21 protein-coding genes are annotated in these 23,845 nt (G+C 51.6%); 16 read left to right on the top strand and 5 right to left on the bottom strand.

Going from position 1 to position 23,845, the window contains the following annotated elements; all coding sequences use genetic code 11:
• Position 1: 1 nt before the first annotated feature.
• From truB to PSCS_RS05935, 5 genes are all read left to right on the top strand, one after another.
• The gene (gene truB / locus PSCS_RS05955; RefSeq protein WP_068810871.1) at positions 2-934 is read left to right on the top strand and encodes a tRNA pseudouridine(55) synthase TruB; all 933 of its coding nucleotides are present in this window, start codon (positions 2-4) and stop codon (positions 932-934) included.
• A 76-nt stretch (positions 935-1,010) separates the two neighbouring features.
• On the top strand, positions 1,011-1,280 hold the full coding sequence (gene rpsO, locus PSCS_RS05950; protein WP_068810870.1) for a 30S ribosomal protein S15: 270 nt from the start codon (positions 1,011-1,013) through the stop codon (positions 1,278-1,280).
• Positions 1,281-1,386: 106 nt separating this feature from the next.
• Positions 1,387-3,507 carry a polyribonucleotide nucleotidyltransferase gene (pnp, locus tag PSCS_RS05945; RefSeq protein WP_068810869.1) on the top strand — a complete coding sequence of 707 codons (2,121 nt, stop codon included), beginning with the start codon at positions 1,387-1,389 and terminating at the stop codon, positions 3,505-3,507.
• Positions 3,508-3,811: 304 nt separating this feature from the next.
• A complete protein-coding gene (locus tag PSCS_RS05940) occupies positions 3,812-4,423 on the top strand; it encodes a tRNA-uridine aminocarboxypropyltransferase (RefSeq protein ID WP_082866494.1) in 612 nt (203 codons plus the stop codon).
• Positions 4,424-4,712: 289 nt separating this feature from the next.
• Positions 4,713-7,379: an EAL domain-containing protein gene (locus PSCS_RS05935; RefSeq protein WP_082866495.1), complete on the top strand. Its 2,667-nt coding sequence runs from the start codon at positions 4,713-4,715 to the stop codon at positions 7,377-7,379.
• A 13-nt stretch (positions 7,380-7,392) separates the two neighbouring features.
• On the opposite strand, the gene PSCS_RS05930 is transcribed toward PSCS_RS05935, so the two are convergent.
• The gene (locus PSCS_RS05930) at positions 7,393-8,124 is read right to left on the bottom strand and encodes a YebC/PmpR family DNA-binding transcriptional regulator (protein ID WP_068810868.1); all 732 of its coding nucleotides are present in this window, start codon (positions 8,122-8,124) and stop codon (positions 7,393-7,395) included.
• A 148-nt stretch (positions 8,125-8,272) separates the two neighbouring features.
• On the opposite strand from PSCS_RS05930, the gene PSCS_RS05925 reads away from it, so the two are divergent.
• Genes PSCS_RS05925 through phnE (PSCS_RS05905) form a run of 5 tightly spaced genes read left to right on the top strand, consistent with a single transcriptional unit; the run spans position 8,273 to position 12,408 of the window.
• Positions 8,273-8,908: an AAA family ATPase gene (locus tag PSCS_RS05925; protein ID WP_157885637.1), complete on the top strand. Its 636-nt coding sequence runs from the start codon at positions 8,273-8,275 to the stop codon at positions 8,906-8,908.
• Between the two features lie 59 nt (positions 8,909-8,967).
• Entirely contained in the window at positions 8,968-9,957 is a 990-nt protein-coding gene (gene phnD / locus PSCS_RS05920; RefSeq protein WP_267890015.1) for a phosphate/phosphite/phosphonate ABC transporter substrate-binding protein, read from the top strand.
• Between the two features lie 51 nt (positions 9,958-10,008).
• Positions 10,009-10,770 (top strand): phosphonate ABC transporter ATP-binding protein, encoded by a 762-nt coding sequence (phnC, locus tag PSCS_RS05915; protein ID WP_068810866.1) that lies wholly within the window; start codon positions 10,009-10,011, stop codon positions 10,768-10,770.
• Positions 10,763-11,593 (top strand): phosphonate ABC transporter, permease protein PhnE, encoded by an 831-nt coding sequence (gene phnE / locus PSCS_RS05910; protein WP_068810865.1) that lies wholly within the window; start codon positions 10,763-10,765, stop codon positions 11,591-11,593. The genes phnC and phnE (PSCS_RS05910) overlap by 8 nt, the downstream gene beginning before the upstream one ends.
• Positions 11,593-12,408: a phosphonate ABC transporter, permease protein PhnE gene (gene phnE / locus PSCS_RS05905; protein WP_068810864.1), complete on the top strand. Its 816-nt coding sequence runs from the start codon at positions 11,593-11,595 to the stop codon at positions 12,406-12,408. The genes phnE (PSCS_RS05910) and phnE (PSCS_RS05905) overlap by 1 nt, the downstream gene beginning before the upstream one ends.
• A gap of 15 nt (positions 12,409-12,423) precedes the next feature.
• On the opposite strand, the gene PSCS_RS05900 is transcribed toward phnE (PSCS_RS05905), so the two are convergent.
• A complete protein-coding gene (locus PSCS_RS05900; protein ID WP_157885636.1) occupies positions 12,424-13,620 on the bottom strand; it encodes a sensor histidine kinase in 1,197 nt (398 codons plus the stop codon).
• Entirely contained in the window at positions 13,589-14,944 is a 1,356-nt protein-coding gene (locus PSCS_RS05895) for an amidohydrolase family protein (protein WP_068810862.1), read from the bottom strand. Before PSCS_RS05895 ends, PSCS_RS05900 begins: the two co-directional genes overlap by 32 nt.
• A gap of 182 nt (positions 14,945-15,126) precedes the next feature.
• Between PSCS_RS05895 and PSCS_RS05890 the strand changes: the two genes are divergently transcribed.
• The 3 genes from PSCS_RS05890 to PSCS_RS05880 are packed head-to-tail and all read left to right on the top strand — an operon-like array spanning position 15,127 to position 17,280.
• A complete protein-coding gene (locus PSCS_RS05890) occupies positions 15,127-15,984 on the top strand; it encodes a mechanosensitive ion channel family protein (protein WP_068810861.1) in 858 nt (285 codons plus the stop codon).
• Between the two features lie 33 nt (positions 15,985-16,017).
• Positions 16,018-16,410: a PA2779 family protein gene (locus PSCS_RS05885; RefSeq protein ID WP_068810860.1), complete on the top strand. Its 393-nt coding sequence runs from the start codon at positions 16,018-16,020 to the stop codon at positions 16,408-16,410.
• A gap of 3 nt (positions 16,411-16,413) precedes the next feature.
• Positions 16,414-17,280 (top strand): PA2778 family cysteine peptidase, encoded by an 867-nt coding sequence (locus PSCS_RS05880; protein WP_068810859.1) that lies wholly within the window; start codon positions 16,414-16,416, stop codon positions 17,278-17,280.
• Here the strand turns inward: PSCS_RS05880 and PSCS_RS05875 are convergent.
• The gene (locus PSCS_RS05875) at positions 17,277-18,317 is read right to left on the bottom strand and encodes a phospholipase A (protein ID WP_068810858.1); all 1,041 of its coding nucleotides are present in this window, start codon (positions 18,315-18,317) and stop codon (positions 17,277-17,279) included. The genes PSCS_RS05880 and PSCS_RS05875 overlap by 4 nt on opposite strands.
• Before the next feature lie 96 nt (positions 18,318-18,413).
• Here PSCS_RS05875 and PSCS_RS05870 point away from each other — a divergent pair, with 96 nt between their 5' ends.
• On the top strand, positions 18,414-20,009 hold the full coding sequence (locus tag PSCS_RS05870; protein ID WP_157885635.1) for a carboxylesterase/lipase family protein: 1,596 nt from the start codon (positions 18,414-18,416) through the stop codon (positions 20,007-20,009).
• Here the strand turns inward: PSCS_RS05870 and PSCS_RS05865 are convergent.
• Positions 19,991-20,902, bottom strand: coding sequence for a LysR family transcriptional regulator (locus PSCS_RS05865; RefSeq protein ID WP_068810856.1), 912 nt, complete (start codon positions 20,900-20,902; stop codon positions 19,991-19,993). The two genes, PSCS_RS05870 and PSCS_RS05865, sit on opposite strands and share 19 nt — an antisense overlap.
• A gap of 114 nt (positions 20,903-21,016) precedes the next feature.
• On the opposite strand from PSCS_RS05865, the gene PSCS_RS05860 reads away from it, so the two are divergent.
• Positions 21,017-21,877, top strand: a complete 861-nt coding sequence (locus PSCS_RS05860; protein WP_068810996.1) for a pirin family protein — start codon at positions 21,017-21,019, stop codon at positions 21,875-21,877.
• A 96-nt stretch (positions 21,878-21,973) separates the two neighbouring features.
• The gene (locus PSCS_RS05855; RefSeq protein ID WP_068810994.1) at positions 21,974-23,737 is read left to right on the top strand and encodes an SLC13 family permease; all 1,764 of its coding nucleotides are present in this window, start codon (positions 21,974-21,976) and stop codon (positions 23,735-23,737) included.
• Positions 23,738-23,845: the final 108 nt, after the last annotated feature.

Here is a 23,845-nt window from a genome sequence, read left to right as displayed (position 1 = left end):
GTTGTCTGCAGGCAGAAAACGAAAAGGGCGTCCCGTTGACGGTATATTGCTGCTGGACAAACCTCAAGGGCTGACTTCGAACGGCGCTTTGCAACGGGTCAAACGTATTTTGCAAGCCGCCAAAGCTGGACACACGGGAGCTTTGGATCCGTTAGCAACTGGCGTGCTGCCATTATGTTTTGGTGAAGCCACCAAGGTCTCGCAATATTTGCTGGAGTCTGACAAGGGTTACCAGACTGATATCAGGTTTGGAATCCGTACGGACACGGCGGATGCAGAGGGTGAAGTGATTGCTGAGCGCCCGACAGATGATCTTGATGAAACCAAAGTCGTCAATGCGTTGTCACAGTTTCGGGGGCATATTAAACAGTTGCCACCGATGTATTCGGCCCTGAAACACAAGGGGCAACCGCTGTATAAACTGGCGCGAGAAGGCAAAGAAGTTGAACGCAAGCCTCGCCCGGTTACGATCCATGAGCTTGAGCTTGTGGCTTTTGAAGGCGACACGGCAACACTGAATATCCGTTGCAGCAAAGGGACTTATGTGCGTACCATTGCTGATGATCTGGGAGAGGCGCTGGGTTGTGGCGCTCATGTGACCCGATTGAGACGTACGCTGGCGGGCAGTTTCCAGTTAGAAGACTGTATTACGCTGGCAGAGCTTGAAGCATTGGCAGAGCAGCAGGGTAGTGACGCTGTAGAGGCTTTGCTAAAGCCCGCTGACCTGGCGATTTGTGATTGGCCTGCAGTGAATTTGCCGGCGGCCAGTGCGGGTTTTGTGAAACATGGCCAGGCTGTCATGGTCACAGGTTTGCCTGAACCGGGTACGCTGGTTCGGTTATATAATGAAGAAAACAGGTTTTTCGGCATTGGTGAAGCGCTTGACGATGGTCGTGTGTCACCACGCCGTTTAGTGAAGGAGCAACCCAGGTAACTGTTAATATGCACGGTTATACTGGCTGGCATGGGATGCCGAATTCAATAGATGCATATTTTTTGGAGAAAGTAACATGGCATTAACGACAGAAAAGAAAGCTGAACTCGTAAAAGAATTTGGTCGTGGTGATAACGACACGGGCTCCCCTGAAGTACAGGTCGCTCTGCTGACAGAGAACATTAACCTGTTGCAGGGTCACTTCCGTGAGCACAAGCACGACCATCACTCCCGTCGCGGTCTGATCCGTATGGTAAACAGCCGCCGTAAACTGCTTGACTACCTGAAAAAGAAAGATGTCGAGCGCTATGCTGCACTGATCAAACGTCTGGGTCTGCGTCGCTAAAACGACGCGCCGTCTGAGACAGATGAGCAGCGAATAAGAAAGAGACTCTTGGTGAAGAGAATGTAACTGACAGATTGCCCGGGTCTCATACAAGCAGGAAATACGTATGTTTAATATAGTTAGCAAAACCTTCCAGTACGGTAATGATACCGTCACGCTGGAGACCGGCAAAGTTGCACGTCAGGCCACTGGCTCTGTTGTCGTGACCATGGGGGATACCCAGGTCCTGGCAACAGTAGTAGGCAAGAAGACAGCCAATCCAAACGCTGATTTCTTTCCACTGACAGTCAATTACCAGGAGAAAACGTATGCCGCCGGCAAAATTCCCGGCGGCTTCTTCAAGCGGGAAGGGCGTCCGACAGAAAAGGAAACACTGGTTTCCCGTCTGATCGACCGTCCTATCCGGCCACTGTTCCCCAATGGCTTCAAGAACGAAGTTCAGGTCATTTGTACGGTCATCTCGGCCGACAAGAAGAATGACCCTGATGTTGTCGCCATGATTGGTGCCTCAGCGGCGCTGGCCATTTCTGGTATTCCCTTCGCTGGACCAATTGGTGCCGCGCGGGTAGGTTTTGATGCTGATGAGGGTTACACCCTGAACCCTGATAGCGAAGCCCTTGAATCGTCTCTGCTGGACATGGTTGTTGCGGGTACTGAGTCAGCGGTATTGATGGTTGAATCAGAAGCTAAACAGCTGACAGAAGATCAGATGCTGGGTGCGGTTCTGTTTGGTCACGAAGCCATGCAGTCTGTCATTAAGGCGATCAACGAGCTGAAGCAGGAAGCTGGCAAGCCGGTTTGGGACTGGCAGCCAGAAGCCAGCAATGAAACGCTGGTCAATGCCGTTTCTGAAGCGTTCACGGCAGGTATTACTGAGGCCTACCAGATTTCTGACAAGATGCAGCGCTATGACGCACTGGGTCAACTTCAGGAGCAGGCGGTAGAGCAATTTGCAGATGAAGAAAACGAAGTCACTGCAGACGATGTTAAAGCTGTGTTTGGCAAACTGGAAAAATCAATCGTGCGCAATCGCATCATTGATGGACAGCCACGTATTGATGGTCGTGATACCCGTACAGTTCGACCGATTGAGGTTGAAACCGGTGTGCTGCCTAAAGCTCACGGTTCTGCCCTGTTCACACGCGGTGAAACCCAGGCACTGGTAGTGACCACGTTGGGTGCAGTCCGTGATGCGCAAATGATTGAAGGCCTGGACGGTTCGCGCAAAGAAGCGTTCATGCTGCACTATAACTTCCCTCCTTTCTGTGTGGGTGAAACAGGCTTTATGTCTGGCCCTAAGCGTCGTGAGATTGGTCACGGTAAGTTGGCCAAACGTGGTGTTCAGGCTGTTATGCCGTCAGAAGACGAATTCCCTTATGCGATTCGTGTCGTCTCCGAAATCACGGAGTCGAACGGTTCCAGTTCCATGGCCTCGGTCTGTGGCAGTTCTCTGGCCATGATGGATGCCGGTGTGCCAATTACAGCGCCTGTTGCCGGCATCGCTATGGGTTTGATCAAAGAAGGTGAGCGTTTCTCTGTGATCACTGACATCCTGGGTGATGAAGACCACCTGGGTGATATGGATTTCAAAGTGGCTGGTACTCAGACTGGTGTCACTGCGCTGCAGATGGATATCAAGATCCAGGGTATCAACGAAGAGATCATGGAAATTGCCCTGAATCAGGCCCTGGAAGCGCGTTTGCATATCCTGGGTGAGATGAATAAGGTGATCGACAAAGCCCGTGAGACGGTATCCGAGAATGCACCATCCATGGCCACTATCAAAGTGGATGCTGACAAGATTCGTGATGTGATCGGTAAAGGCGGCGCCATGATCCGTTCTATCACAGAAGAAAGCGGTGCATCGGTTGATATTGATGATGATGGCAACATCCGCATCTATGGTGAAGACGCTGATTCACGTGATAAAGCGATCGAACTGATTGAGCGTATCACGGCTGAAGCTGAAGTGGGTCAGCTTTATAAAGGCAAAGTGGCACGTATTGTAGATTTCGGTGCATTCGTTACTATCCTGCCGGGTAAAGATGGCCTGGTACACATCTCACAGATCTCCAGTGAGCGTGTTGAAGACATCAGCGAGTACCTGGAAGAAGGCCAGGAAGTTGTGGTCAAAGTACTGGATCTGGATGCACGTGGCCGCATCAAACTGAGCATCAAAGAAGTCAGCGACGAAGAAAAGGCCGAGTTTGCGGCTGCAGCTGGCTGATTTGCCACGCGACTCCCTGTTAAGGTGAGACTCGTCACTCTTTGAAATTAACGGCCGCCTGAAGCGGCCGTTTTTATTTGCCCGGTGAATAGCACAAGGTCAGGGCATCATAGCTCAGAGGACAGACAGTAAGACCACGTCTAGCCTATCGTATGCTGCTCGAAAACGCGGGCGGATTGTCTGAAGCCGACAGGCTGAGTTTCCGCCTGCCGAGCGGCATACGATGGGCTGTGGTCGTCTATCCTCTGAGCTATGATGCCCTGAGCGCTACTGCCTGGAATTCTGATTGCAACAAAATGAGTGAATGATGCCCAGAGCACGATGCCCAGAGTGTTACCTAGCTGAAAGTCGCTGCCTGTGCCACCTGGTACATGTGGTTGATAATGAGCTGCCGGTGATTGTGTTGCAGGATCCCAGGGAGTCACGCCATGCGTTGAATACCGTCAATATTGCTCGCCTCGGATTGAAGAACTGCACAGTTTTACCGATCAAGCCGGGTGAAATTGATTCAGGTCACGAATTATTGATGTCTTCGTTACCTGATAATGCGGCCTTGATCTACCCGGGTGATAATGCTGAAGTCGTAGCGTCATGTGGCCCGGTTAAGGTAAATGGAAATGCTCTGGTATTTATTGATGCCACTTGGCGGCGTAGCAAAAGAATGTTTCTGGAGCAGCCCGTTTTGCAAGCATTACCGCGATTTGAATTGGGTCAGGTGCCTTGTCCCCGGTATACCTTGCGTAAGTCACCCGCTGGCAATGCTCTGTCGACACTAGAAGCTATTGTTGAGGCCCTTTCCTGCCTGGATAGCCCTCGGTTTGATCAGTATCGTCGTTTACTGGCAGCTATGGATTACATGATTGACTACCAGGCAATGGGCATGGGACCGATAACTTATATAAAGAACTACCGATGATAAGCCGGAATATTGTTGTTTTCCGGGGATATTTTTCTTCAAAAACTATGCATCACCAGGTGACAAGACGTTTATTTTTTAATAATGTGAACCCGGTCTAATAATTGTTCTCTGACCAAAGCATCAAGATTGCCAAATCTATGCTCAGGATCAACAATAGGCAGTTGATTCTTTTGAAGAATTTCGGGTCACACCCTGACGGCCTGAACCGGCCCTGCCAGTCGCTTCAACACGTTCGTGTCAGGATCGGATATAAGAATTTCGTCTGCAAGCCAGCCTGGGGGAGTCAATGCAGTACAAAGGCGCGTCAACTACGATGTATAGCAAACTGACGCTGTTTGTCCTGCTTGTTTGTACACTGCTGGCTTCTGTTTTGCCGGCAGTCAGCTATGCTCAGGCGGTTTCGCCTGGCTTGGCCAGTGAAAACCGTTTGGTGCGTGTGGGTGTATACGAGAATCCGCCAAAGCTGTTTCTAGATACGGAAAGCCAGGCTGAACCAGCCCTGGGAGGCATACTGGGGGATGTTTTTCATCGCATTGCGGCGGAGGAAGGCTGGCAGGTTGAGGTTCATCCCTGCCAATGGAACGATTGTCTGTTGATGCTGGAATCGGGAGAAATCGATCTGATGCCTGATGTGGCTCGTTCCTCAGAACGGGAACAGGTCTTTGACTACCATCATACACCCGCCTTATTAAGCTGGTCACAAATTTTCAGTACCGGCGAAGTATCTCTTGCAACACCTCTGGATCTTGACGGGCACCGTATTGCAGTGCTGCGTGGTTCCATTCAGCAAAGTTACCTGACGAACCTGGCAGAAAGCTTTGAGCTTGATGTGGACTGGGTATTGTTTGATGACCTTTCCGTGGCGTTCGATGCGGTTGCGGAACAGCTGGTTGACGGTGTGGCATCCAATCATTTTTTTGGACAGATTGAATCAGTGCGTCGAGAATTGACGGCCACTACCATCATCTTTTTGCCCAGCCAGTTGTACTATGCGGCTGGAGAAGGCAGGGGTGAGGCCCTGCTGCCTGTCATTGATGGTTATTTGCAGCAATGGCGGGCGGATGAGAACTCTCCTTATTATCAGATTATCAATACATGGATGGCATCCAGTCTGGGGCAGCGTTTCACGACGCTTCAGTGGGTCGTCATCTCGGGGCTGATTATTTTGCTGATGATAGCCACCGCCGTGACTATTGCGCAACGCTTAATGGTGGCAGATAAAAGTCGGCAGTTGGCCACAAGTGAAGAGCAACTGCATACCATCCTCAATAGTGTAGAAGCTTACATCTATATCAAAGACAAAGATTTCCGCTATCAATATGTGAACCGGAAATTTTGTGAAATGCTGGGCAAACCGGCCAGCCAGATTATCGGGCGAACCGATAACGCTTTCTACGACGATGCCACTTGTAACCGGGCTCGCCGCAGTGACAGTCGCGTTATCAATAAAGGTGAACGTGTAGCAGAGGAGGAAGCTGCGGTCTTGCTGGATCAGCAGTCTCACACGTTGATCTCGGTCAAACTTCCGCTGCGCGATACAGAGGGGCAGGTGTACTCTCTCTGTGGTATATCAACAGATATTACTGAAGACAGACAGATTCGAAACCAATTACACCAACTCGCCTACTTTGATCCGCTCACCGGCCTGCCCAATCGCAGATTGATACTGGATCGATTAAGGCATGCCCTTGAGACACATGAGAAAAGTGGACACGAAGGTGCGCTGCTACTGGTCGACCTGGATAATTTCAAAACTGTGAATGACACCCAGGGGCATCACCGGGGTGATTTGTTGCTGCAGCGGGTAGCGCGCCGGATTGAGCGTGGTTTGCTGAGTAGCGATACCGCAGGTCGTCTCGGGGCAGATGAGTTTGTCATTATTATTGAAGATCTCGCACAGAACCCGGCAGAAGCCAGGGTAAGGGTTAAAGAACTAGCTAATGCGCTTCGTTTGCAATTAAATCAGCCTTTTGAGCTGCAGGGGGGCGAATATAATAATACCGTCAGTATCGGTGTGGCGATGTTCACAGATGCCGAATGGGATGGTGATGGTCTGCTTAAAGCAGCTGACCTGGCACTTCAGTCTGCCAAGATTGGCGGCCGTAATGCTATCCGGTTTTTTGATCCGGATATGCAGGTTGAGCTGAATCGTCGCAGTACAATTGAAAAAGCCTTGAGAAGAGCGGTCAATAGCAATCAGCTCTCCCTTTATCTGCAGCCGCAAGTTGACATTGAGCGCCACATTTTCGGGGTTGAGGGTTTGTTACGCTGGGAGGATCCGATACTTGGATTTGTACCGCCCAGCGACTTCATCCCTGTTGCTGAGGCGAGTGGCCTGATTATTCCATTGGGGGAATGGGTGATAGAGCAGGCTTGTGAAATCCTTGCCAGGTGGAAGCATGACCCTATTCTAAAGAGTGTAAAGCTGTCGATTAACATCAGCCCCCGTCAGTTTCACCATGCTGAGTTTGTTAGCGTCATAGAAAAACAACTGGAACACCATCAGCTTGATGGCAGCAAACTGGAACTGGAAGTGACAGAAAGCCTGTTGATTGAAGACATTGATATTACTGTGTCTCGGATGAAAGCGCTGGGTAAGCACGGTATTCAGTTTGCCCTGGACGATTTTGGTACCGGCTATGCTTCGCTGGGTTATCTTAAGCAACTGCCATTGGCTTTGCTGAAGATAGATCAGTCTTTTGTTAAAGACCTGTTGACTGACAACAATGATGAGGCAATTGTGACGACTATTCTGGCACTGGGCAGCAGTCTCGAGTTGGGGGTCATTGCCGAAGGTGTCGAGTCCCGTCAACAGGTCAGTAAACTGGAATCCATGGGATGCCACCTCTTCCAGGGATATTTATACGGACGTCCTGCACCCGCGGAAGAGTGGCAAAGAAAGATTATTGATAATAAAGGTTTTGCACCAGAGCCACTGAATTTGAAAGAGTAGAGTGCTGGTAAAACTAGTCGGATTCCTCAGGCAATACCGCATTGTGGTAAATATTCTGCACGTCATCCAGGTCATTCAGCATCTCTGTGAATTTTTCAAACAGTGCTACATCATCGCCGCCGACGTCTGTGGTGGTTTGAGGTAAAAACTGGATCTCGTCGGTGTCCAATTCAATGTCGCCAAAATTGTCACGAATGGCTTCGCGCGCTTTGGCGTACTCGGTATGTGGGGCAAAGATGGTGATGGTGCCGCCTTCATTCTCAATATCAGTGACATCCACTTCTGCATTGAGCATGGCCTCGAGCACACCTTCTTCGTCATCACTGCTGAACGCAAAGATTGCACAATGGTCGAACATGTGACTGACACTGCCTTGAGCGCCAATTTTACATTTTGTCTTGGTGAAGCACTGCCTGACGTCGCCAAAAGTGCGGTTAGGGTTGTCTGTCAGGCACTCGACGATCACCATGCAGTTGCCAGGGCCAAAGCCTTCGTACCGGGCAACGGAAAAGTCCTCGCCAGCGCCACCCTGTGCTTTTTCAATCGCCTTGTCGATAACGTGGGATGGCACCTGGTCTTTCTTGGCGCGCTCCAGCAGACTGCGCAGCGAAAGGTTGCCGTCAGGGTCTACTCCGCCAGATTTGGCTGACACATATATTTCGCGAGCGTACTTGCTGTACACCTTGGTTTTCGCGGCGGCCGTTTTGGCCATGGACTCTTTTCTGTTCTGGTAAGCTCTGCCCATTGTTGGTACCTGTTACAATGTTGCTGCAAAAAGCCGAATAATACACGCTAGTGGGTCGTGCGCAAAGTTCTGCAACAGATCTCTTCACCACGACCCATTAGAGGTTGGTAAAATCCATGTCATTCAGCAAGTCCGGGCGGGCATTCGCGTGCCAGAGATATCTCTCGACAGTCCGGTAATTAGTCAGGGTGTGCTAGTGCAAAGTCAAAGAGACAGTCAGCATTCGGGGGGTGGGCAAGATCAGGCAGCGCAGCCGGTGGTCTGGTTCTTTTTCGGTTTGTCAGGTGTTGGCAAAAGCTGGGTTGCAGACAATCTGGCCCGATACTATGGCTGGCCTGTCTATCATGCCGACACTGACCTCACTGCGGAAATGCAACAGGCATTGGCAGAGTCCCGACCTTTTACGCCAGCCATGCGTGACCGCTATTTTGAAAGGCTGGCGAAATTGCTTAAAAAGCGGCTGTCTGATGCTGATGGGCATCAAAACATCCTTGTTTCTCAGGGGGCTTATAAGAAGAGCCATAGAGAATATCTGGCTGCGCAAATACCGAATTTCCGGGCTGTGTGGGTAGACTCACCGGTGTCGCTTTGGGAACGCCGGATTGAAAACCGTCAGGAAGGTATCAGTTTAAGCAGCGCACGCGCGCTACAGGGCGATTTTGAACCACCTGAAGAGGGTGCAGACCGTTTGCTGAATAATGCTGACTTTGCTCACGTGCTGGCCCAGTTTCAGGCACTCTGGCAGCATCATGCTGCCATGGCGGGAACAGGCCCTGACTCATAGGCAGCGCCTCTCGAGGCTGTTATGATCGTATCAAACAAATAATAAACAGCGATTTTCCGATGAACTGTCTGTCAAATTACCTGAGGTGCAGCGCCCTGCGTTACAGTCGCTCTGCCTTGCTGCTTTTCCTGATGCTTCTTGCTGGCTCCGCTGTTGCTCAGCAACGTGGCCTGTCCCCCCGGTATCAGGATGCCAATGATGACCTGGTCGCTGATAACCCGGCCTTAAAAGAGGACTGGCGAGATCCCCGAATTCTGGTCTTTGCCTATACCCCGGTGGAAGACCCTGCTCTCTATGCCCGGGTCTGGGACGACTTCATTCAACACCTCAGCGATGCCACCGATAAGGAAATTCGTTTTTTTCCCGTCCAGTCTAATGCTGCCCAACTGGAAGCCATGCGAGCAGGGCGTTTACATATTGCCGGATTTAACACCGGCTCTACCCCGGTTGCAGTGAACTGCTCCGGCTTTGTGCCATTTGCCATGATGGCGGGTGAGAATGGGCAATACGGCTATGAAATGGAGCTGATTACCTATCCAGGCAGTGACATTAACTCTCCCGAAGATTTACGTGGCAAAAAGCTGGCATTTACCTCGCCAACATCAAATTCAGGGTTTAAGGCGCCAGTGAGTATTCTTGAGGGAGAATTTAATCTGACTGCCGGTGTGGATTATGAATCTACTTATTCAGGGAGCCATGATAATTCCATCCTTGGCGTTGTGAACGGAGATTACCCGGCAGCTGCAGTCGCAAATGAAGTACTGAAAAGGATGGTCGGACGGGGTGTGGTTTCCGAATCGCAATACCGCATGGTTTATCGCTCCCAGACATTCCCGACGACAGCTTATGGCATTGCGCACGATCTTGCGCCGGCACTTGCCAGCAAGATCAGAGCAGCATTTTTCGACTACGACTGGGAAGGCAGTGCGCTCGCCGCAGAGTTTGCTGATGCGGGCATGTCACAGTTTATTCCTGTGACCTATCAGGAGCATTGGTCGCTGATACGTGATATCGACCGGGTTAACGACACCACATATTATTGTGATTAGTCAGGTGAAAGGCAACCGGCTATAGCGGTGCAAAATAATAAGGAAATCTGCATGCTGGAACTGAAGGGCGTTTCCAAACGCTACGCTGGTGGTGAACTGGCACTGAATAATGTGAGCTTCAATGTGGCGGCTGGCGAAGTGGTTGCCCTGATTGGTCCTTCTGGTGCCGGTAAAAGCACGCTGATTCGCTGTATTAACCAGTTGGTCCAGCCAACTGATGGTCAGGTATTGTTGAACGACAGCCGTCTTGAATTGTTAAAAGGACGGCAACTGCGGATGGCCAGGCGGCAGATTGGCATGATTTTCCAGAATTATGCACTGGTAGAGCGCTTAAGCGTTATGGAAAATGTATTGTCTGGCCGTCTTGCCTACGTCGGGTTTTGGCAAAGCCTGTTGCGTCGCTACCCGGCTGCCGATATCAAATACGCGACACAATTACTGGACAGGGTCGGCCTCAGTGAGATGCTGGATAAACGTTCAGATGCCCTCTCCGGTGGACAGAAACAACGTGTGGGCATTGCCCGCGCACTGATGCAGCGACCTGCTTTACTCCTTGTTGACGAGCCGACAGCCAGCCTTGACCCGAAGAGTTCACGGCAAATTATGAGGCTGTTATGTGAGTTGTGCAGGGAGCAGAATCTGGCCGCTATCATCAATATCCACGATGTGGCTTTGGCACAACAGTTTGTCAGCCGGGTTATTGGCCTGCAGCAGGGGGCTGTTGTGTTTGACGGCAAACCTGAAGCCTTGTCAGAACAGGTGTTAACAGACATTTATGGCCTGGAAGACTGGCAGGAGCCCGCAGATGACTGACATCTCAGGCAAAGATGTCCGCTTGAACGCTGCCCGGCAAGGGGTCTGGAGGCCTCTGCCGGTTATCGGGCAACGCTGGAAACGGCTCACCTTAAACGCCGCAGTGCTCGTTTATCTTGTTCTGGCAACATCGAGTATCGAGGTCAATTGGGCCCGTGTTTCACAGGGCATGGATCGTGGTCTGGACTTTGTTGCATCTTTTACCCGTCCTGACTTTATGTCTCGCCTGGATGAAATTGGTCTGGGCCTGCTGGAAAGTCTTACCATGACATTTGTCGCGACAGTGATAGGTACCGTGCTGGCCATACCGGTAGGTCTGGGGGCTGCAGCAAATATGGCACCCACTCCGGTGTACCTGTTTTGTCGGGCTGTCATTGCCATTTCGCGCACTTTTCAGGAAATCATTATTGCCATTCTGTTTGTCACCATGTTTGGTTTTGGTCCACTTGCCGGGGTAATGACACTGGCTTTTGCGACGTTGGGTTTTACTGCAAAACTGTTGGCAGAAGATATCGAGGATGTCAGAAAAGACGCACTTGAAGCGGTCAAAGCAACCGGTGCTGGCTGGTTACAGTGGGTTAACTATGCGGTGCAGCCGCAAGTGATGCCACGCTTGATAGGGCTTAGCATGTATCGCCTGGATATTAATTTTCGCGAGTCGGCAGTGATCGGCATTGTGGGTGCGGGGGGGATTGGTGCAACGTTGAATACGTCTATTAACCGATATGACTATGACACTTCTGCTGCCATTCTGATCTTGATTATTATCATTGTACTGCTCAGTGAATACCTCTCTGGCCATATCAGACGGTGGACTGCCTGATGCCTGTCAATTATTTAAAAAGCGGTAGCGTCAGTTGGCATCCTAAAAGCCGCAGGCAGCGTTTGATCGCCTGGGGGCTCTGGTTCTCAGGTCTGGCATTATTCTGTATTTGCTGGAGGGTCATATCGGAAAATACTATTTGGGAGTTTCTGTATGATGCTGACGAGCAAGCACTGAGTTTGCTGGGGCGGATGGTGCCACCTGACTGGCAGGTGACAGGATCTTTGCTGGCGCCGCTATGGGATACGATAAATATCGCTACCATTGGTACCTTGCTGGGACTGCTCATTGCATTTCCTTTGGCGTTTCTGGCTGCCCGCAATACCAGCCCCCATCCGGTTTTGCGTGGCTTTGCTTTGCTGGTAATCGTTAGTTCCAGGTCTATCAACGCGCTGATCTGGGCGATGTTGCTGGTTACCATTGTCGGGCCCGGGGTGTTTGCCGGAATGCTGGCAATTGCACTGCGCTCTATCGGGTTTCTGGGGAAGTTGCTTTATGAAGCCATAGAAGAAGTTGAGGTGGGGCCTGTTGAAGCTGTGCGTTCCACTGGGGCAAGCCCGATGCAGGTCCTTCAGGTCGCTATATGGCCGCAAATCAAACCCGCTTTTGCCGGTATCAGTGTGTACCGTTGGGATATCAATATTCGTGAATCTACGACATTGGGGCTGGTCGGCGCTGGTGGTATAGGGTTGGCTATGAATGCGGCAATCAACAATCTGGCCTGGGCTCAGGTGGCAACCGTCTTTGTGTTGATCTTTCTTACCGTGCTGCTGTCTGAGTGGGTATCAGCCAATGTGCGAAGGCATGTCAGTTAGTAGATTGGTGGCTGCTTAATCCCCGGTAACGGGCAAACGGATATCCACAGTGAAACCATTTTTTGTGTACCAGGAAACCTTGCCGCCGGTTTCCTCAACACGCTCCTGGATACCTTTCAGGCCATTACCTGGCTCTACTTTTTCGCGGGCCACGCCATTATCGCTGATGCGCAACTGGAAATCGCTGTCTTGTTGGTTGAATGTAATCAAGCATTCTGAAGCATTGCTGTGTCGTAGCACGTTAGTCAGTGCTTCCCGGGTGCATCTCAGCAGTGTTTCAGCCTGATTTATGTCTTCCAGCTGTGCTTCAAAATCCAGTTGGACCTGAATGCCTGGTAAGTCACTGATCAGTTTCTCAATAGCATCTTCAAACTTGATCGGTTCATCTTCACGCAGCTCACTGACGGCTGTGCGTAAGTCGCTCAAGAGTAACTTGCCCAGTGCCAGCGCCTGTTCGACCTTTTGCCGGCCATCACCTTCCGTGATATGTGTAGCGACCTCAAGCTGGAGAATTTGTGCCGTTAAATGGTGACCCAACAGGTCGTGAAGGTCACGGGCAATTCGCAGTCGTTCTGATTGACGGGAATGCTCGGTCAGCAATTCGCGTGTCGCGAGAAGTTCACGGTTTAACGCTGCAGTTTCCTCCCTCAGCACTTGCTCTCGCCTTGCCCGGTGTGTCGCGATAACGGCAAACAGATGGAACAGGGATAATGTGACTGACCCGGTCAGCGCTAACATCAGGCTGGTGCCTTGCCAGTGAAAAGTCTGGCTAATAGTGAAAACACTGACGGCGCCGGCCAGCAGCCAGCCAGTTGTTCGAATCGGCAGAGTTTCGGCGACTTGAACAATCCAGACGATGCCGAGGATCGCAATGAAGCTGATGTTAACGAGGAAGTACAGGCTGACAATTGTCACTGCTTCCAGGCTTAGCATAAGTAGTTTGCGGGGGCGGAATCGCTGAACCCAGGGCTGAGTGTATAAAAAGAAAAGTGCCAGGTTCAGGCCAAACAGCGAAGTGGCCAGAGCCATATGGCCGGGCCAGGGTTCACTGGACTGACCGAGCAGGTAAACACTGAGCATACTGACAATGACCAGTACGGCAGCCCCAGTCAGATTTTGAGCCCGGTCACTGTTCCAGAAAGAGTCCATGGGGTGTGATTCCATTATCTTGCCAGGGGAGTTAAGGTTGCGTCGCAAAGCCAGTTCTCTCAATCGGTTTTCCTGCTATCCATACCTGCTCAAGTGACCGTGTCAGGTTGATATCCTGCAATGGATTTTCGGAAAGAACCAGGAAATCGGCCCAATAGCCTGCCTGCAAGCTGCCGACACCTTCGAGAAAGGTGCAGTTTGCTGCCTGGGACGTGGCTGAACGGATAATATCTGCCGGAGACAGGCCGGCGTCTTGCATCATCCACATTTCCATGTGTTCAAAATACCCCTGAAAACGGGCAGGTGGGCCACTATCTGTACCCATGGCAATGGTCACCCCGCCTTCGTTGAGGCGCTTAAGATTCTCCATGGCGGTATTGAGGGCGGTTTTATAATGTTGCGCAGATTGACTGTTCCGGATGGCCTGTTGGCGGTCCTCGTCGCGCAAAGCTGTCAGCGTATCAGGCTCTGCGTTGGCAAGGAAAAACGGGTCAGTGAAAAATGCGGGTTCGTTTTCATAGACAAACGTAGAAACCTCTCTCGTGAGAGTGGGGACATAGCATACGCCGGTCTCATTGAGCAGGTCGATAAAAGCCTGATCGACGCTGGTGTCGCGTACACTGTGAGCAAGCAAATCAGCACCAGCCTCGACGACGGCTTTACTGTCTTCCAGATAATAGGCATGAACGGCCAGCGGAATATTGTGGTGACTGGCACGTTGACTAAATGCACGGTAAACATCGGCAGGCATTTTGGGCGTACGGCCCAGGTTGTCATCAACGCGGACTTTTATGAAATTCGGGTCCATGGCAGCTGTTGCGTCAACGCGTTCTATCGCCTGCTCAGGGGAGCTGGCTGACAGGACCGGACCAGCCACGAACAGCCTGGCCCGATCAAGAGCCGGTGTGGCCTGTTCGTCACGAAGGGTAAAGCCTTCTGCCTGGTCATCACCCAGGCTGACAACCGTGGTGACGCCATAGGCAGCATACAGACGCAGTTGGCGAATCAGGTTTTCGCGACTGTAGTGTCCGTTTTCCAAGCCGCGAACATTCCCGGCATGGCCATGGGCATTAACCAGTCCCGGCATGAGGGTTTTGCCATTGAGGTTGATAATGTGAGTGTTGCCCGGCAGCGTAATACTGGCGGATTCGCCTACCGCAGTAATACGTCCCTGCTCAAAAACCAGGGTGCCATCTTCAATGGCGGGCTGGTTCAGCCCGGTAATGATTCTGGCGCCGGTAATGGCTGTCGGCGAGGTCTGAGCGAAGCTGTCCGCAGGTAAGGAAGCAACGCCAGCAGAAATAATCAGAGCACGTGAAGTATTGCGAATTAGTGCCCTCAAGGCCGTTGTCAGGCGGGTGAGGCAACTGGGGGTGGCTGTCAGCATAGCCCTCTCCTGTATCCCTGGGCAGGGGTTAAAGCTGGATTATGAGTTTCAGCTGTCATAATAACAAGTTATGGAAGAATTACACTGCTTTGTAAACACCCATTTGACACTGGTGGGTAAGTTATAGGTTAATGGAATAAGCCCTGGACGGGCGAATAAATGAATAAGAAGAGAGTTGAACTATGGAATTTATGCAGAACTTTGAATTTTCCACCGAAGCGCTGACGGCGATGGTGATGACCTACGGCGTACAGCTGGTAGGTGCTATTTTCACCCTGGTCATTGGTCTGTGGATTGCCAATATTATCCTGGGTGTTGTGCGCCGGATCCTGGATCGCTCGAAAGTCGACCAATCCCTTTGCTCTTTCCTCTGCAGCCTGGTGTCTATCCTGCTTAAAGTGATGGTCTACATCACCGCGCTCAGTGTGCTTGGGATTGAAATGACGTCATTCGTGGCAATTCTGGGTGCCGCCGGCCTGGCCGTAGGCCTGGCGCTGTCAGGCACATTACAGAATTTCGCCGGTGGTGTAATGATTTTGTTTTTCAAATATTTCAAAGTCGGTGACTTTATTGACGCCCAGGGTTACATGGGTACGGTGAAAGAGATCCAGATTTTCGTTACGATTTTAACGACACCGGATAACAAAACCATTATTTTGCCGAATGGACCACTGGCAACGGATTCGTTGACCAACTTTTCTGCACAAGCCCAACGTCGTGTCGACTGGACTTTCGGCATCGCTTACGGAGATGATGTCGATAAAGCATACGAAGTGCTGGGGCGGTTGATTGATGAAGATGAACGTATTCTGAAAGACCCGGAACCTTTTATGGCGGTTTCTGCACTGGCAGACAGTTCTGTCAATATTGTGGTACGGGTCTGGGTAAACGCCGCGGATTATTGGGGCGTGCACTTTCGAATGAACGAGATGGTTTACAAAACGTTCGACAAGGAAGGTTTGAGTATTCCGTTTCCACAGCGCGACGTTCACATACATCAGGTCACTGCGACCGAGATAACGAGTGAAACTGGGAATTAGTTCACTTAAGCCACTAGAGAAGGGAGAAACCCTATGAAAAAAGCAATTCGTTCTGTATCAGTATGGATGTTGGCACTTGTCTTTACCGCGGGCATCGCATTTCAGCCCAGTGCCATGGCCGCTAATGAGGGTATGGTAACAACACAGCAGTTGTTGTCACAGCAACAGCACAGCGAAAATCTCGCCAAAGTGAATGCGTTCATGTCACAGGAAAAGGTTCAGCAGATGCTGACAGAGCGTGGTGTGAATGTTGAAGATGCCAAGACACGTATTGCCGGTCTGAGCGGTGCAGAGCTGGAACAGCTGTCTCTGCAAATCGATGAATTGCCAGCGGGTCAGGGTGCTCTGGGTTTCCTGTTATTCCTGTTGGTTTTCTTCATGCTGCTTGATATTGCCGGTGTAACAGACATCTTCCCCGGAGTCTGATTCATGCGGTTCAACTGGAGCGCCCGGCAGCGGGCGCTCCTGCTTCTGCTTTTTGCCCTCCTGCAGGCCTGCGTGGCAACTCCGCAAACCGATGCCTTGCTTCAGGGCGATGATGGTACGCCGGTTGTTCAACCACGAATTTACCTTTCCTCCACGGTTTTCTATCCGCAATCACAGTATCAATGCGGTCCGGCTGCGTTAGCGACAGTGCTGACCGAGTCGGGTGTCTTGGTAGAACCAGATGAACTGGTTTCACAGGTTTACTTGCCGGAGAGACAGGGTAGTCTGCAAGTGGAAATGCTGGCGACCAGTCGGCGGTATGGCCGCATCGCATTGCCTTTAGGTGGACAACTCACGGATCTGATGCAGGAGCTGGAGCAGGGAAGGCCGGTACTGGTGATGCAGAACCTGGGCCTGAAGAGCTTGCCGCAATGGCATTATGCAGTCGCTGTCGGGTATGACCTGGCAAATGAAGAGATTTTACTGCGCTCTGGCACGGTAGAAACGCTGAGAACCCCAATGACAGTTTTCGAACGCACCTGGGCCAGGGCTGATCACTGGTCAGTGGTTTTGCTGGAACCGGGAACGTTGCCAGTGAACAGTACTGCTCAACAGTATTTTACGGCGCTGGCCAGCTTTGAACAGATCAACGAAGATACCAGCGAACCTGCCTGGAAAGCGGGGTTGGAGCGTTGGCCGGAAAGTGAATTACTGGCTATGGGGTACAGTAATTTATTGTACCGCAAAGGCAGGTTGGCTGTTGCAGCTGAAATACTGGAGTTGTTATTGCAACGTAACCCCGACTACCAGCCCGCCCGGAACAATTTACAGCAAATTCGCCAGCAGCTTGATGAGCCCACTGCAAATTAAAAAGTTTCCAGTGGGAAATACAGTCCGAGTCTGACGCTGCTTGCTTTTTGATTGTAATTAATCAGGGCTTCACCATACCCGTTGTAATAGCTCAGAAAAAATGCGGAGTTGAGCCAGGGGCGGCGATAACGGATATCTGCCTGGTAGCTGTAGGTGCTGACGTCATGACCGCGATGTACCTTAAATCTGATCAGCGTCCTGTCGTTAGGTTCATACTCCAGGGAGACCTGGCCTGAACCCAGGTAGTCCTCAATGTCATCATTCTGCCAGTCGGTACCGATGACCTGCCATAACTTGAACCCGAGTCGCAGTTGCGGGAGCAGGTGGTAGGTCTTCTGCGCATAAATGCGATCCCAGCTGCGCGAATCCAGCCCGCCCAGTCCATTAGACTGATGCTCCAGGCCGACTCTGTCGACGTAGGGAAAGTCACCAACCAAAGGGCGCCCCGGCTGAGTGAAATCCCAATAGACTTCCGGGTTGTAATTATGCTCAGTAAAAGGTGAAGAGTCGTCTGCAATATTCCACCAGGATAATTGCGAATAGCCGAAACGCAGTGGGTCCAGAAAATCCAGCAACTCATTCTGAGAAAACAGACTAAAAGAAAGGCCCAATGAAAACTTGGTATCCAGTTGTTCTCCGCTAAAAGGTACTGAACCATCATCCATACGCATCTGACCAAACGTCAGATAATTATCTTTATAGGGAGTGAAAAACCACTCACTGTCAGTACGTTGGGTGAGCGCAGTGTCGGCTGGGAAATTGTCTTCGGAGCTGGTCTGGTCATCACCGGTCGTTACACTTGAATTGACTTCAGTGGTAATCAGTGTGTCTTGGGTTTGCAACTGGGCGTGGCATTGCTGGTGCAGCTCTGCAATGGTGAGTTGCAAATTCTCAGGCTCCAGCACAGCTTGTTGAAGACAGGTTTGAAGTGCCGGACTGTCACCTGATGCTGGGGAGAACGTTTGATCTGCTGATACCGGTATTACAACACCAAACCCGAACAAGAGGGACAACAGATGTGTATACTTCGTTTCCATGGTTCCTGGCCTGCCTCGCGCTAAAATAGGCTGTGAGTGCAGGCATTCTACTGGATAGTGATGATCAATCACATACGCAATACGGGGAATGTGATAATGAAAATGATAGCTCGAACCTGCTCTTTATTATTAGTTGCTCTGTCAATGAGCGTGACGGGGATTGCCATGGCACAGCCGCCTGGTGACGAGCGGCCACGTGTGAGTCCGCCTCAGGGTCGCTTGATCGGAGAGCGCTCTGACCGGGACCAACGTGTGGCGGTCTACAAGGGGATACCCTATGCTGCGCCACCGGTCGGTCAGCGGCGCTGGCAGCCACCCCAGGCTCCGGCTTCCTGGTCAGGGGAGCGTGAGGCGGACAGTTTTGGTCCCAACTGCATGCAGCAGTCATATCCTGAGGGATCTTTTTTCTATCGGCCAGCCCGGCTGAGCAGTGAAGACTGTCTGTACCTTAATGTCTGGTCCAAGGCATCGGCTGATGAACGCAAACCGGTCATGGTCTGGATTCATGGCGGTGCACTGACGCGGGGCTCAGGTGCCATATCTACCTATGACGGTACGGAACTGGCGGCAAAAGGTGCTGTTGTAGTGACTTTGAATTACCGGCTGGGTGTGTTTGGCTACTTTGCACATCCGGAACTGGTCGCTGAGTCGCCGAATTTCTCTGCTGGCAATTATGGCATTCTTGACCAGATTGCTGCTTTACAGTGGGTACAGGACAACATTGCTGCCTTTGGTGGTGATCCTGATAATGTCACTATCTTTGGTGAGTCTGCAGGCGCCTGGTCGGTGAACTTTCTGACAGCCTCACCGCTTGCGCAAGGGCTGTTTCACAAAGTGATTGCCCAAAGCGGTGCCAGGCTTGATACCCGGGTGGAGCTCGACCGGCAAACCAGCGCCGGTCCCTCTGCGATCTCTGCTGGGCAAGAACTGGCAAGTGTGATCGGCGCTGCAGACCTGGCAGAATTACGCGCCATGCCGGCAGAGCAATTATTAAATGCCAGTCAGTCGGCAGGTTTTCGTACCGATGGTATCGTTGACGGCTGGGTGATCCCCGATCAGCTGTATTCACTTTTTTCGCGGGGGCAGCAACACCCGGTTCCCGTTATGCTTGGCTTTAACAGCGATGAAGGCACAACGCTGGGTGCAGCAGCAAACCTGCCAGCTAATGAAGCGGAATACCAGGCGCGGATGCGTGCTGTTTATGGTGAACTGGCTGAGTTGGTGATGGATGTGTATCCTGCCGATAACATCAGACGTTCCGTACTCGACAGCTTCAGGGATACGACGTTTGGCTGGAATATGGTGACCTGGGCCAACCTGACCCGGCATGTCAATCAACCCGCGTACCTGTACTTCTTCACCCATCACCCGCCAGGAGCCACTGAGTCCGGGCTTGGTGCATATCATGCGTCAGAGATAGCTTATACATTCAATAATGCGCATACCTTGCGTGGTGATACCTCGGCATTTGACTATCGTCTGGCGGATATCATGTCTGACTACTGGGTGAGTTTTGCCCGAACCGGTAAGCCAGTATCGCCAGGGCAGCCAGCCTGGCAACCTTATTCCAATGCGGCGCGTCATTATCTGCAGTTTGATAAGGAGGTCAGTGCCGGGCAGAACTTGCTGCCTGATAATTGGGCAGTGTTGGACAGGGTGATGGACCGTCGCCGTCAGTCAGTCAGCGACTGACTCGGGCAGTTTGCCACAATAATATCGGCCAGTGCCCGGGTTGCCGGGCCTGCCGCATCTGTGGCAGCCACCATCAGGTAAAGTGTCAGGTGGCGCTCTGCGCCCCAGGCCAGAGGCAGCATTTTTAATAAGCCATGATTCAGCTCTTCTTCTATCCAGCTTTGTGGTAAAAAAGCAAACCCCAGCCCCGCCTTGAGCACTTTCACGGCCGTTGAAAAATGACTGACTGTCCAGCGCTGTTCCGAGCCGAGCCAGCCAGCATCCTGGTTTCGTCGAATACCGGTATCGCGCAACACAATTTGTCGCCAGCTTCTCAGTTCATAGTCATTGATAGCGTCCCCATTTTCGCGGTTGAATAAAGGGTGTTCAGGATGGGCGACCGGTATCATGCGGCAGCTATCGACCGGGGTGCCAAGGTAACCCACAGGCACCTGGCCACCAATCACCAGATCAGCCTTTTTTTCCAGTAACATTTCCACAGTGCCAGAGAGCTGGGTCTCTAATATGCGCAAGCGTGTGGAGGGAAAATCCTGAGAAAATTGCTCCAGTACTGGCACCAGCGTTGTGGGTTCCATCAGTCCGTCGACAGCGAGAGTCACTTCAGATTCCAGCCCACTGGCAATCATATTAGCCACGTCCTCCGTTTCTCCTGCCTGGTTGAGCAGAAGCGTGGCGCGGCGGTACATGACATGACCCTCGTCGGTCAGGACAGCTTTACGCCCTTGCAGTTGCAGCACGGGGGCGGGCAGCTGTTCATTCAGTTTGGCAACGGCGTAGCTGATGCTGGACTGGCTTTTATTAAGGCGTTCTGCAGCACCAGCAAAACTTCCTTCTTCTACGACGGCCTGGAAAGCTGCCCATTGGTCCAATGTAATTCTGGGTGATCTGTACATATCAAAATTCTAGATTGTTTGCAGGGAAAGATTGCGTCATTGTATCAATATATTGATTGTAATATGGGCCTATATTCAGATGATAACGGCCAATGTGCCGATTGGGAGGTCGCAATGACTGTTTTAAAAAGTGTTCAGACAGTGATTCGGGCACAACCTGCTTCAGATGGGGATGGTGTGCAATTAATGCGGGTCTTTGGCGGTGGCATGCATAAACCTGACATGTTTGATCCTTTTCTGATGATGGATGAATTCGGTTCCTATGAAGCCCAGGATTATATCGGCGGTTTTCCTTCGCATCCGCATCGTGGGTTTGAAACGATGACATATATGCTGGAAGGTCATATGGAGCACCGTGACCACATGGGTAACATCGGTGATCTGGGGCCTGGCGATGTGCAGTGGATGACGGCAGGTGGCGGTATTGTCCACTCGGAAATGCCTAAACAGACAGAAGGACGCATGCGAGGCTTTCAGATTTGGCTTAATTTGCCGGCCAAATCCAAAATGCAAAAAGCAGACTATCAGGACATTGCTGCCGAAAAGTTCTCTCTGGCTGAGTACACCGGTCTGTCCGTCAAACTTATTTCTGGTGCAGTCACGGTTGATGGCAACCCGGTATCAGGGGTTGTCCAGCGCCCGGATACTGAGCCGGATTTTGCCGATATTATGATGTCGGATGACAGCTGGCATGAACTGGTTCTTGAGTCAGCCGGCAAGACAGCGCTGTTATATGTGTACGAAGGCGAGTTATCTCTGGAGGGAAGCGAAAAGCTGCTGGCTCCCGGCGAGCTTGTCTTGCTGGATCGAGAAGGTGATACACTGCGATTTCGCGGCAGCCAGGGAAGTCGGATCATTCTACTGGCCGGCAAGCCTCTGAATGAGCCAATTGTGCAGTATGGTCCTTTCGTCATGAATACGCGTGAAGAGATCGAGCAGGCACTACGTGATTACAATAGTGGGCAATTCCCTTAATTCTTTAATGGAATATAATTATCAATAAATATTCTTTTAAGGAATATTGAGCCTTGGGTATACTCCCTGCATTGACAAACAACCAAGGTGATTTTTGTGGATTGGCAGGCCTGGCTTTCATTAGCGCTGACCCTCGGCGCGTTATGTACATTGATGCTGACCAGGCTGGCGCCGCATGTGGTGCTGTTAAGTGTCATGGCAGTCTTGAGTGCCACCGGCATACTGGCCCCTGATGAGGCGCTGGCAGGCTTTGCCAATCCCGGTCTGATTACCGTGGCGGCCATGTTTGCTGTGGCGGCCGGTTTGCATGCCACCGGTGGTATCGACCTGCTGGTGAACCGCTTTCTGGGTAAACCGACGAGTGTAAAATCGGCTTTGTTGCGGTTGTTCCTGCCGGTTATTCCGCTAAGTGCTTTTCTGAACAACACCCCTGTGGTGGCAACCATGATTCCGGCGATTGCTGCCTGGTCTCGTAAAACAGGCATATCCCCGTCCCGTTTGCTAATACCGTTGAGTTATAGCGCTATCGTTGGTGGCACGCTCACGTTGATTGGCACCAGTACCAATCTGGTCGTGGCCGGACAGTACGAAGCCTTAACCGGTAATGCTGACTTCAATATTTTTTCGATCACTCTGGTGGGTATTCCGGTGGTGATTGTTTCTGTGTTGTATATGACATTTTTACTGCCGCGCTGGCTGCCGGATCGTAATCCACACAAAGCATTCGAGAATATGCGCGAGTTTACAGTGGAGGTCGCCGTTGACCCTCATGGGCCGCTGGTTGGGCTCACGGTAGAGCAGGCTGGTTTGCGAGACCTGGAAAGATTGTATCTGGTGGAAATCGGTCGTGATGAAACCGTGGTGACAGCTGCACCTTCAGAAGAAGTATTGCTGGCGGGTGACCGCCTTGTCTTTGCGGGTGAGACTGATGCTATCGCTGATTTATTGCGTATCAACGGCATTACAGCATCAGTCGGCGATAGTGCGCCTTTGATGGAGCATCGTGATGCACGACGACTGGTGGAAGTTGTGGTTTCTCAATCTTGTGCCGCTGTCAGCGAAACCGTGCGCAGCAGCCGGTTCCGGGACCGTTACGGTGCTGTTGTCCTGGCTGTTGCCAGGAATGGCGAGCGAATACCCGGGAACCTTGGCAATATCATCATTAAACCGGGTGACACGATGTTGCTCGAAGCCCGACCTGCGTTTGTCACCCGACAAAAATACAATAAAGACTTTCTGCTGGTCAGTGATCTGGATCGGCAAACGCCACGCCACAATAAAGCGGGCCTGGCGTGGTTAATTCTGATCCTGGCTGTTGCTGCAGCTGGGTTGGGCTTGACCAGTATGCTTAACGCCGCACTAATAGCGGTTGGTGCCATGCTGGCAACAGGCTGTCTGACTGTTGATGAGGCAGAGAAGAGTCTTGATTTACCGGTGCTACTGACCATTGCCGCGTCTTTCTCTTTAGGTGTGGCGCTGGAGAAGACCGGGGTGGCGCAGCAATTTGGTGCCGGGCTGGTTTTCATCAGCCAGGGCAACCCGGTTCTGTTGCTGATCTTTATGTACGCTGCGGTTTCGCTGTTAACAGAAACCATCACCAATAACGCTGCCGCTGTGATTATGGTGCCATTGGCTTTAGCCGTGACTCAGCAGGCTGGGTTGGATCCGGAGCCCTTTATGCTGGCAATCATGATTGCTGCCTCGGCCAGTTTTGCGACTCCGCTGGGGTATCAGACCAACCTGATGGTTTATGGCCCTGGTGCTTATCGTTTCAGTGATTTCCTACGGGTGGGTGTGCCGATGAACCTGCTGGTGGGAGGGATTGCGCTGATTTCACTGGTGTTGCTCTATCCTCTCTAGGCCTTGGCTCACAAGACAGGGATAGAAGATCATTGCAGGAGGCAGAATCAGAGCGCCACTCTGCTCCGCTTGATTGACAGGCTCATGCAAGCGGAGCAGACACTGTTG

It is taken from the genome of Pseudohongiella nitratireducens (genome assembly GCF_001642735.1).
Taxonomy (GTDB): Bacteria; Pseudomonadota; Gammaproteobacteria; order Pseudomonadales; family Pseudohongiellaceae; genus Pseudohongiella; species Pseudohongiella nitratireducens.
This window is presented reverse-complemented; position numbering and strand designations above follow the sequence as displayed.

Excerpts from the sequence above, each read along its gene's own strand:
- PSCS_RS05865 (WP_068810856.1), bottom strand. The coding sequence starts at position 20,902 with ATGTACAGATCACCCAGAATTACATTGGACCAATGGGCAGCTTTCCAG.
- PSCS_RS05935 (WP_082866495.1), top strand. The coding sequence starts at position 4,713 with ATGCAGTACAAAGGCGCGTCAACTACGATGTATAGCAAACTGACGCTG.
- PSCS_RS05940 (WP_082866494.1), top strand. The coding sequence starts at position 3,812 with ATGATGCCCAGAGCACGATGCCCAGAGTGTTACCTAGCTGAAAGTCGC.
- phnC (WP_068810866.1), top strand. The coding sequence starts at position 10,009 with ATGCTGGAACTGAAGGGCGTTTCCAAACGCTACGCTGGTGGTGAACTG.
- rpsO (WP_068810870.1), top strand. The coding sequence starts at position 1,011 with ATGGCATTAACGACAGAAAAGAAAGCTGAACTCGTAAAAGAATTTGGT.
- PSCS_RS05870 (WP_157885635.1), top strand. The coding sequence starts at position 18,414 with ATGAAAATGATAGCTCGAACCTGCTCTTTATTATTAGTTGCTCTGTCA.
- PSCS_RS05880 (WP_068810859.1), top strand. The coding sequence starts at position 16,414 with ATGCGGTTCAACTGGAGCGCCCGGCAGCGGGCGCTCCTGCTTCTGCTT.
- pnp (WP_068810869.1), top strand. The coding sequence starts at position 1,387 with ATGTTTAATATAGTTAGCAAAACCTTCCAGTACGGTAATGATACCGTC.
- PSCS_RS05860 (WP_068810996.1), top strand. The coding sequence starts at position 21,017 with ATGACTGTTTTAAAAAGTGTTCAGACAGTGATTCGGGCACAACCTGCT.
- phnE (WP_068810865.1), top strand. The coding sequence starts at position 10,763 with ATGACTGACATCTCAGGCAAAGATGTCCGCTTGAACGCTGCCCGGCAA.
- PSCS_RS05890 (WP_068810861.1), top strand. The coding sequence starts at position 15,127 with ATGGAATTTATGCAGAACTTTGAATTTTCCACCGAAGCGCTGACGGCG.
- PSCS_RS05885 (WP_068810860.1), top strand. The coding sequence starts at position 16,018 with ATGAAAAAAGCAATTCGTTCTGTATCAGTATGGATGTTGGCACTTGTC.
- phnD (WP_267890015.1), top strand. The coding sequence starts at position 8,968 with ATGAACTGTCTGTCAAATTACCTGAGGTGCAGCGCCCTGCGTTACAGT.
- PSCS_RS05930 (WP_068810868.1), bottom strand. The coding sequence starts at position 8,124 with ATGGGCAGAGCTTACCAGAACAGAAAAGAGTCCATGGCCAAAACGGCC.
- phnE (WP_068810864.1), top strand. The coding sequence starts at position 11,593 with ATGCCTGTCAATTATTTAAAAAGCGGTAGCGTCAGTTGGCATCCTAAA.
- PSCS_RS05895 (WP_068810862.1), bottom strand. The coding sequence starts at position 14,944 with ATGCTGACAGCCACCCCCAGTTGCCTCACCCGCCTGACAACGGCCTTG.
- PSCS_RS05875 (WP_068810858.1), bottom strand. The coding sequence starts at position 18,317 with ATGGAAACGAAGTATACACATCTGTTGTCCCTCTTGTTCGGGTTTGGT.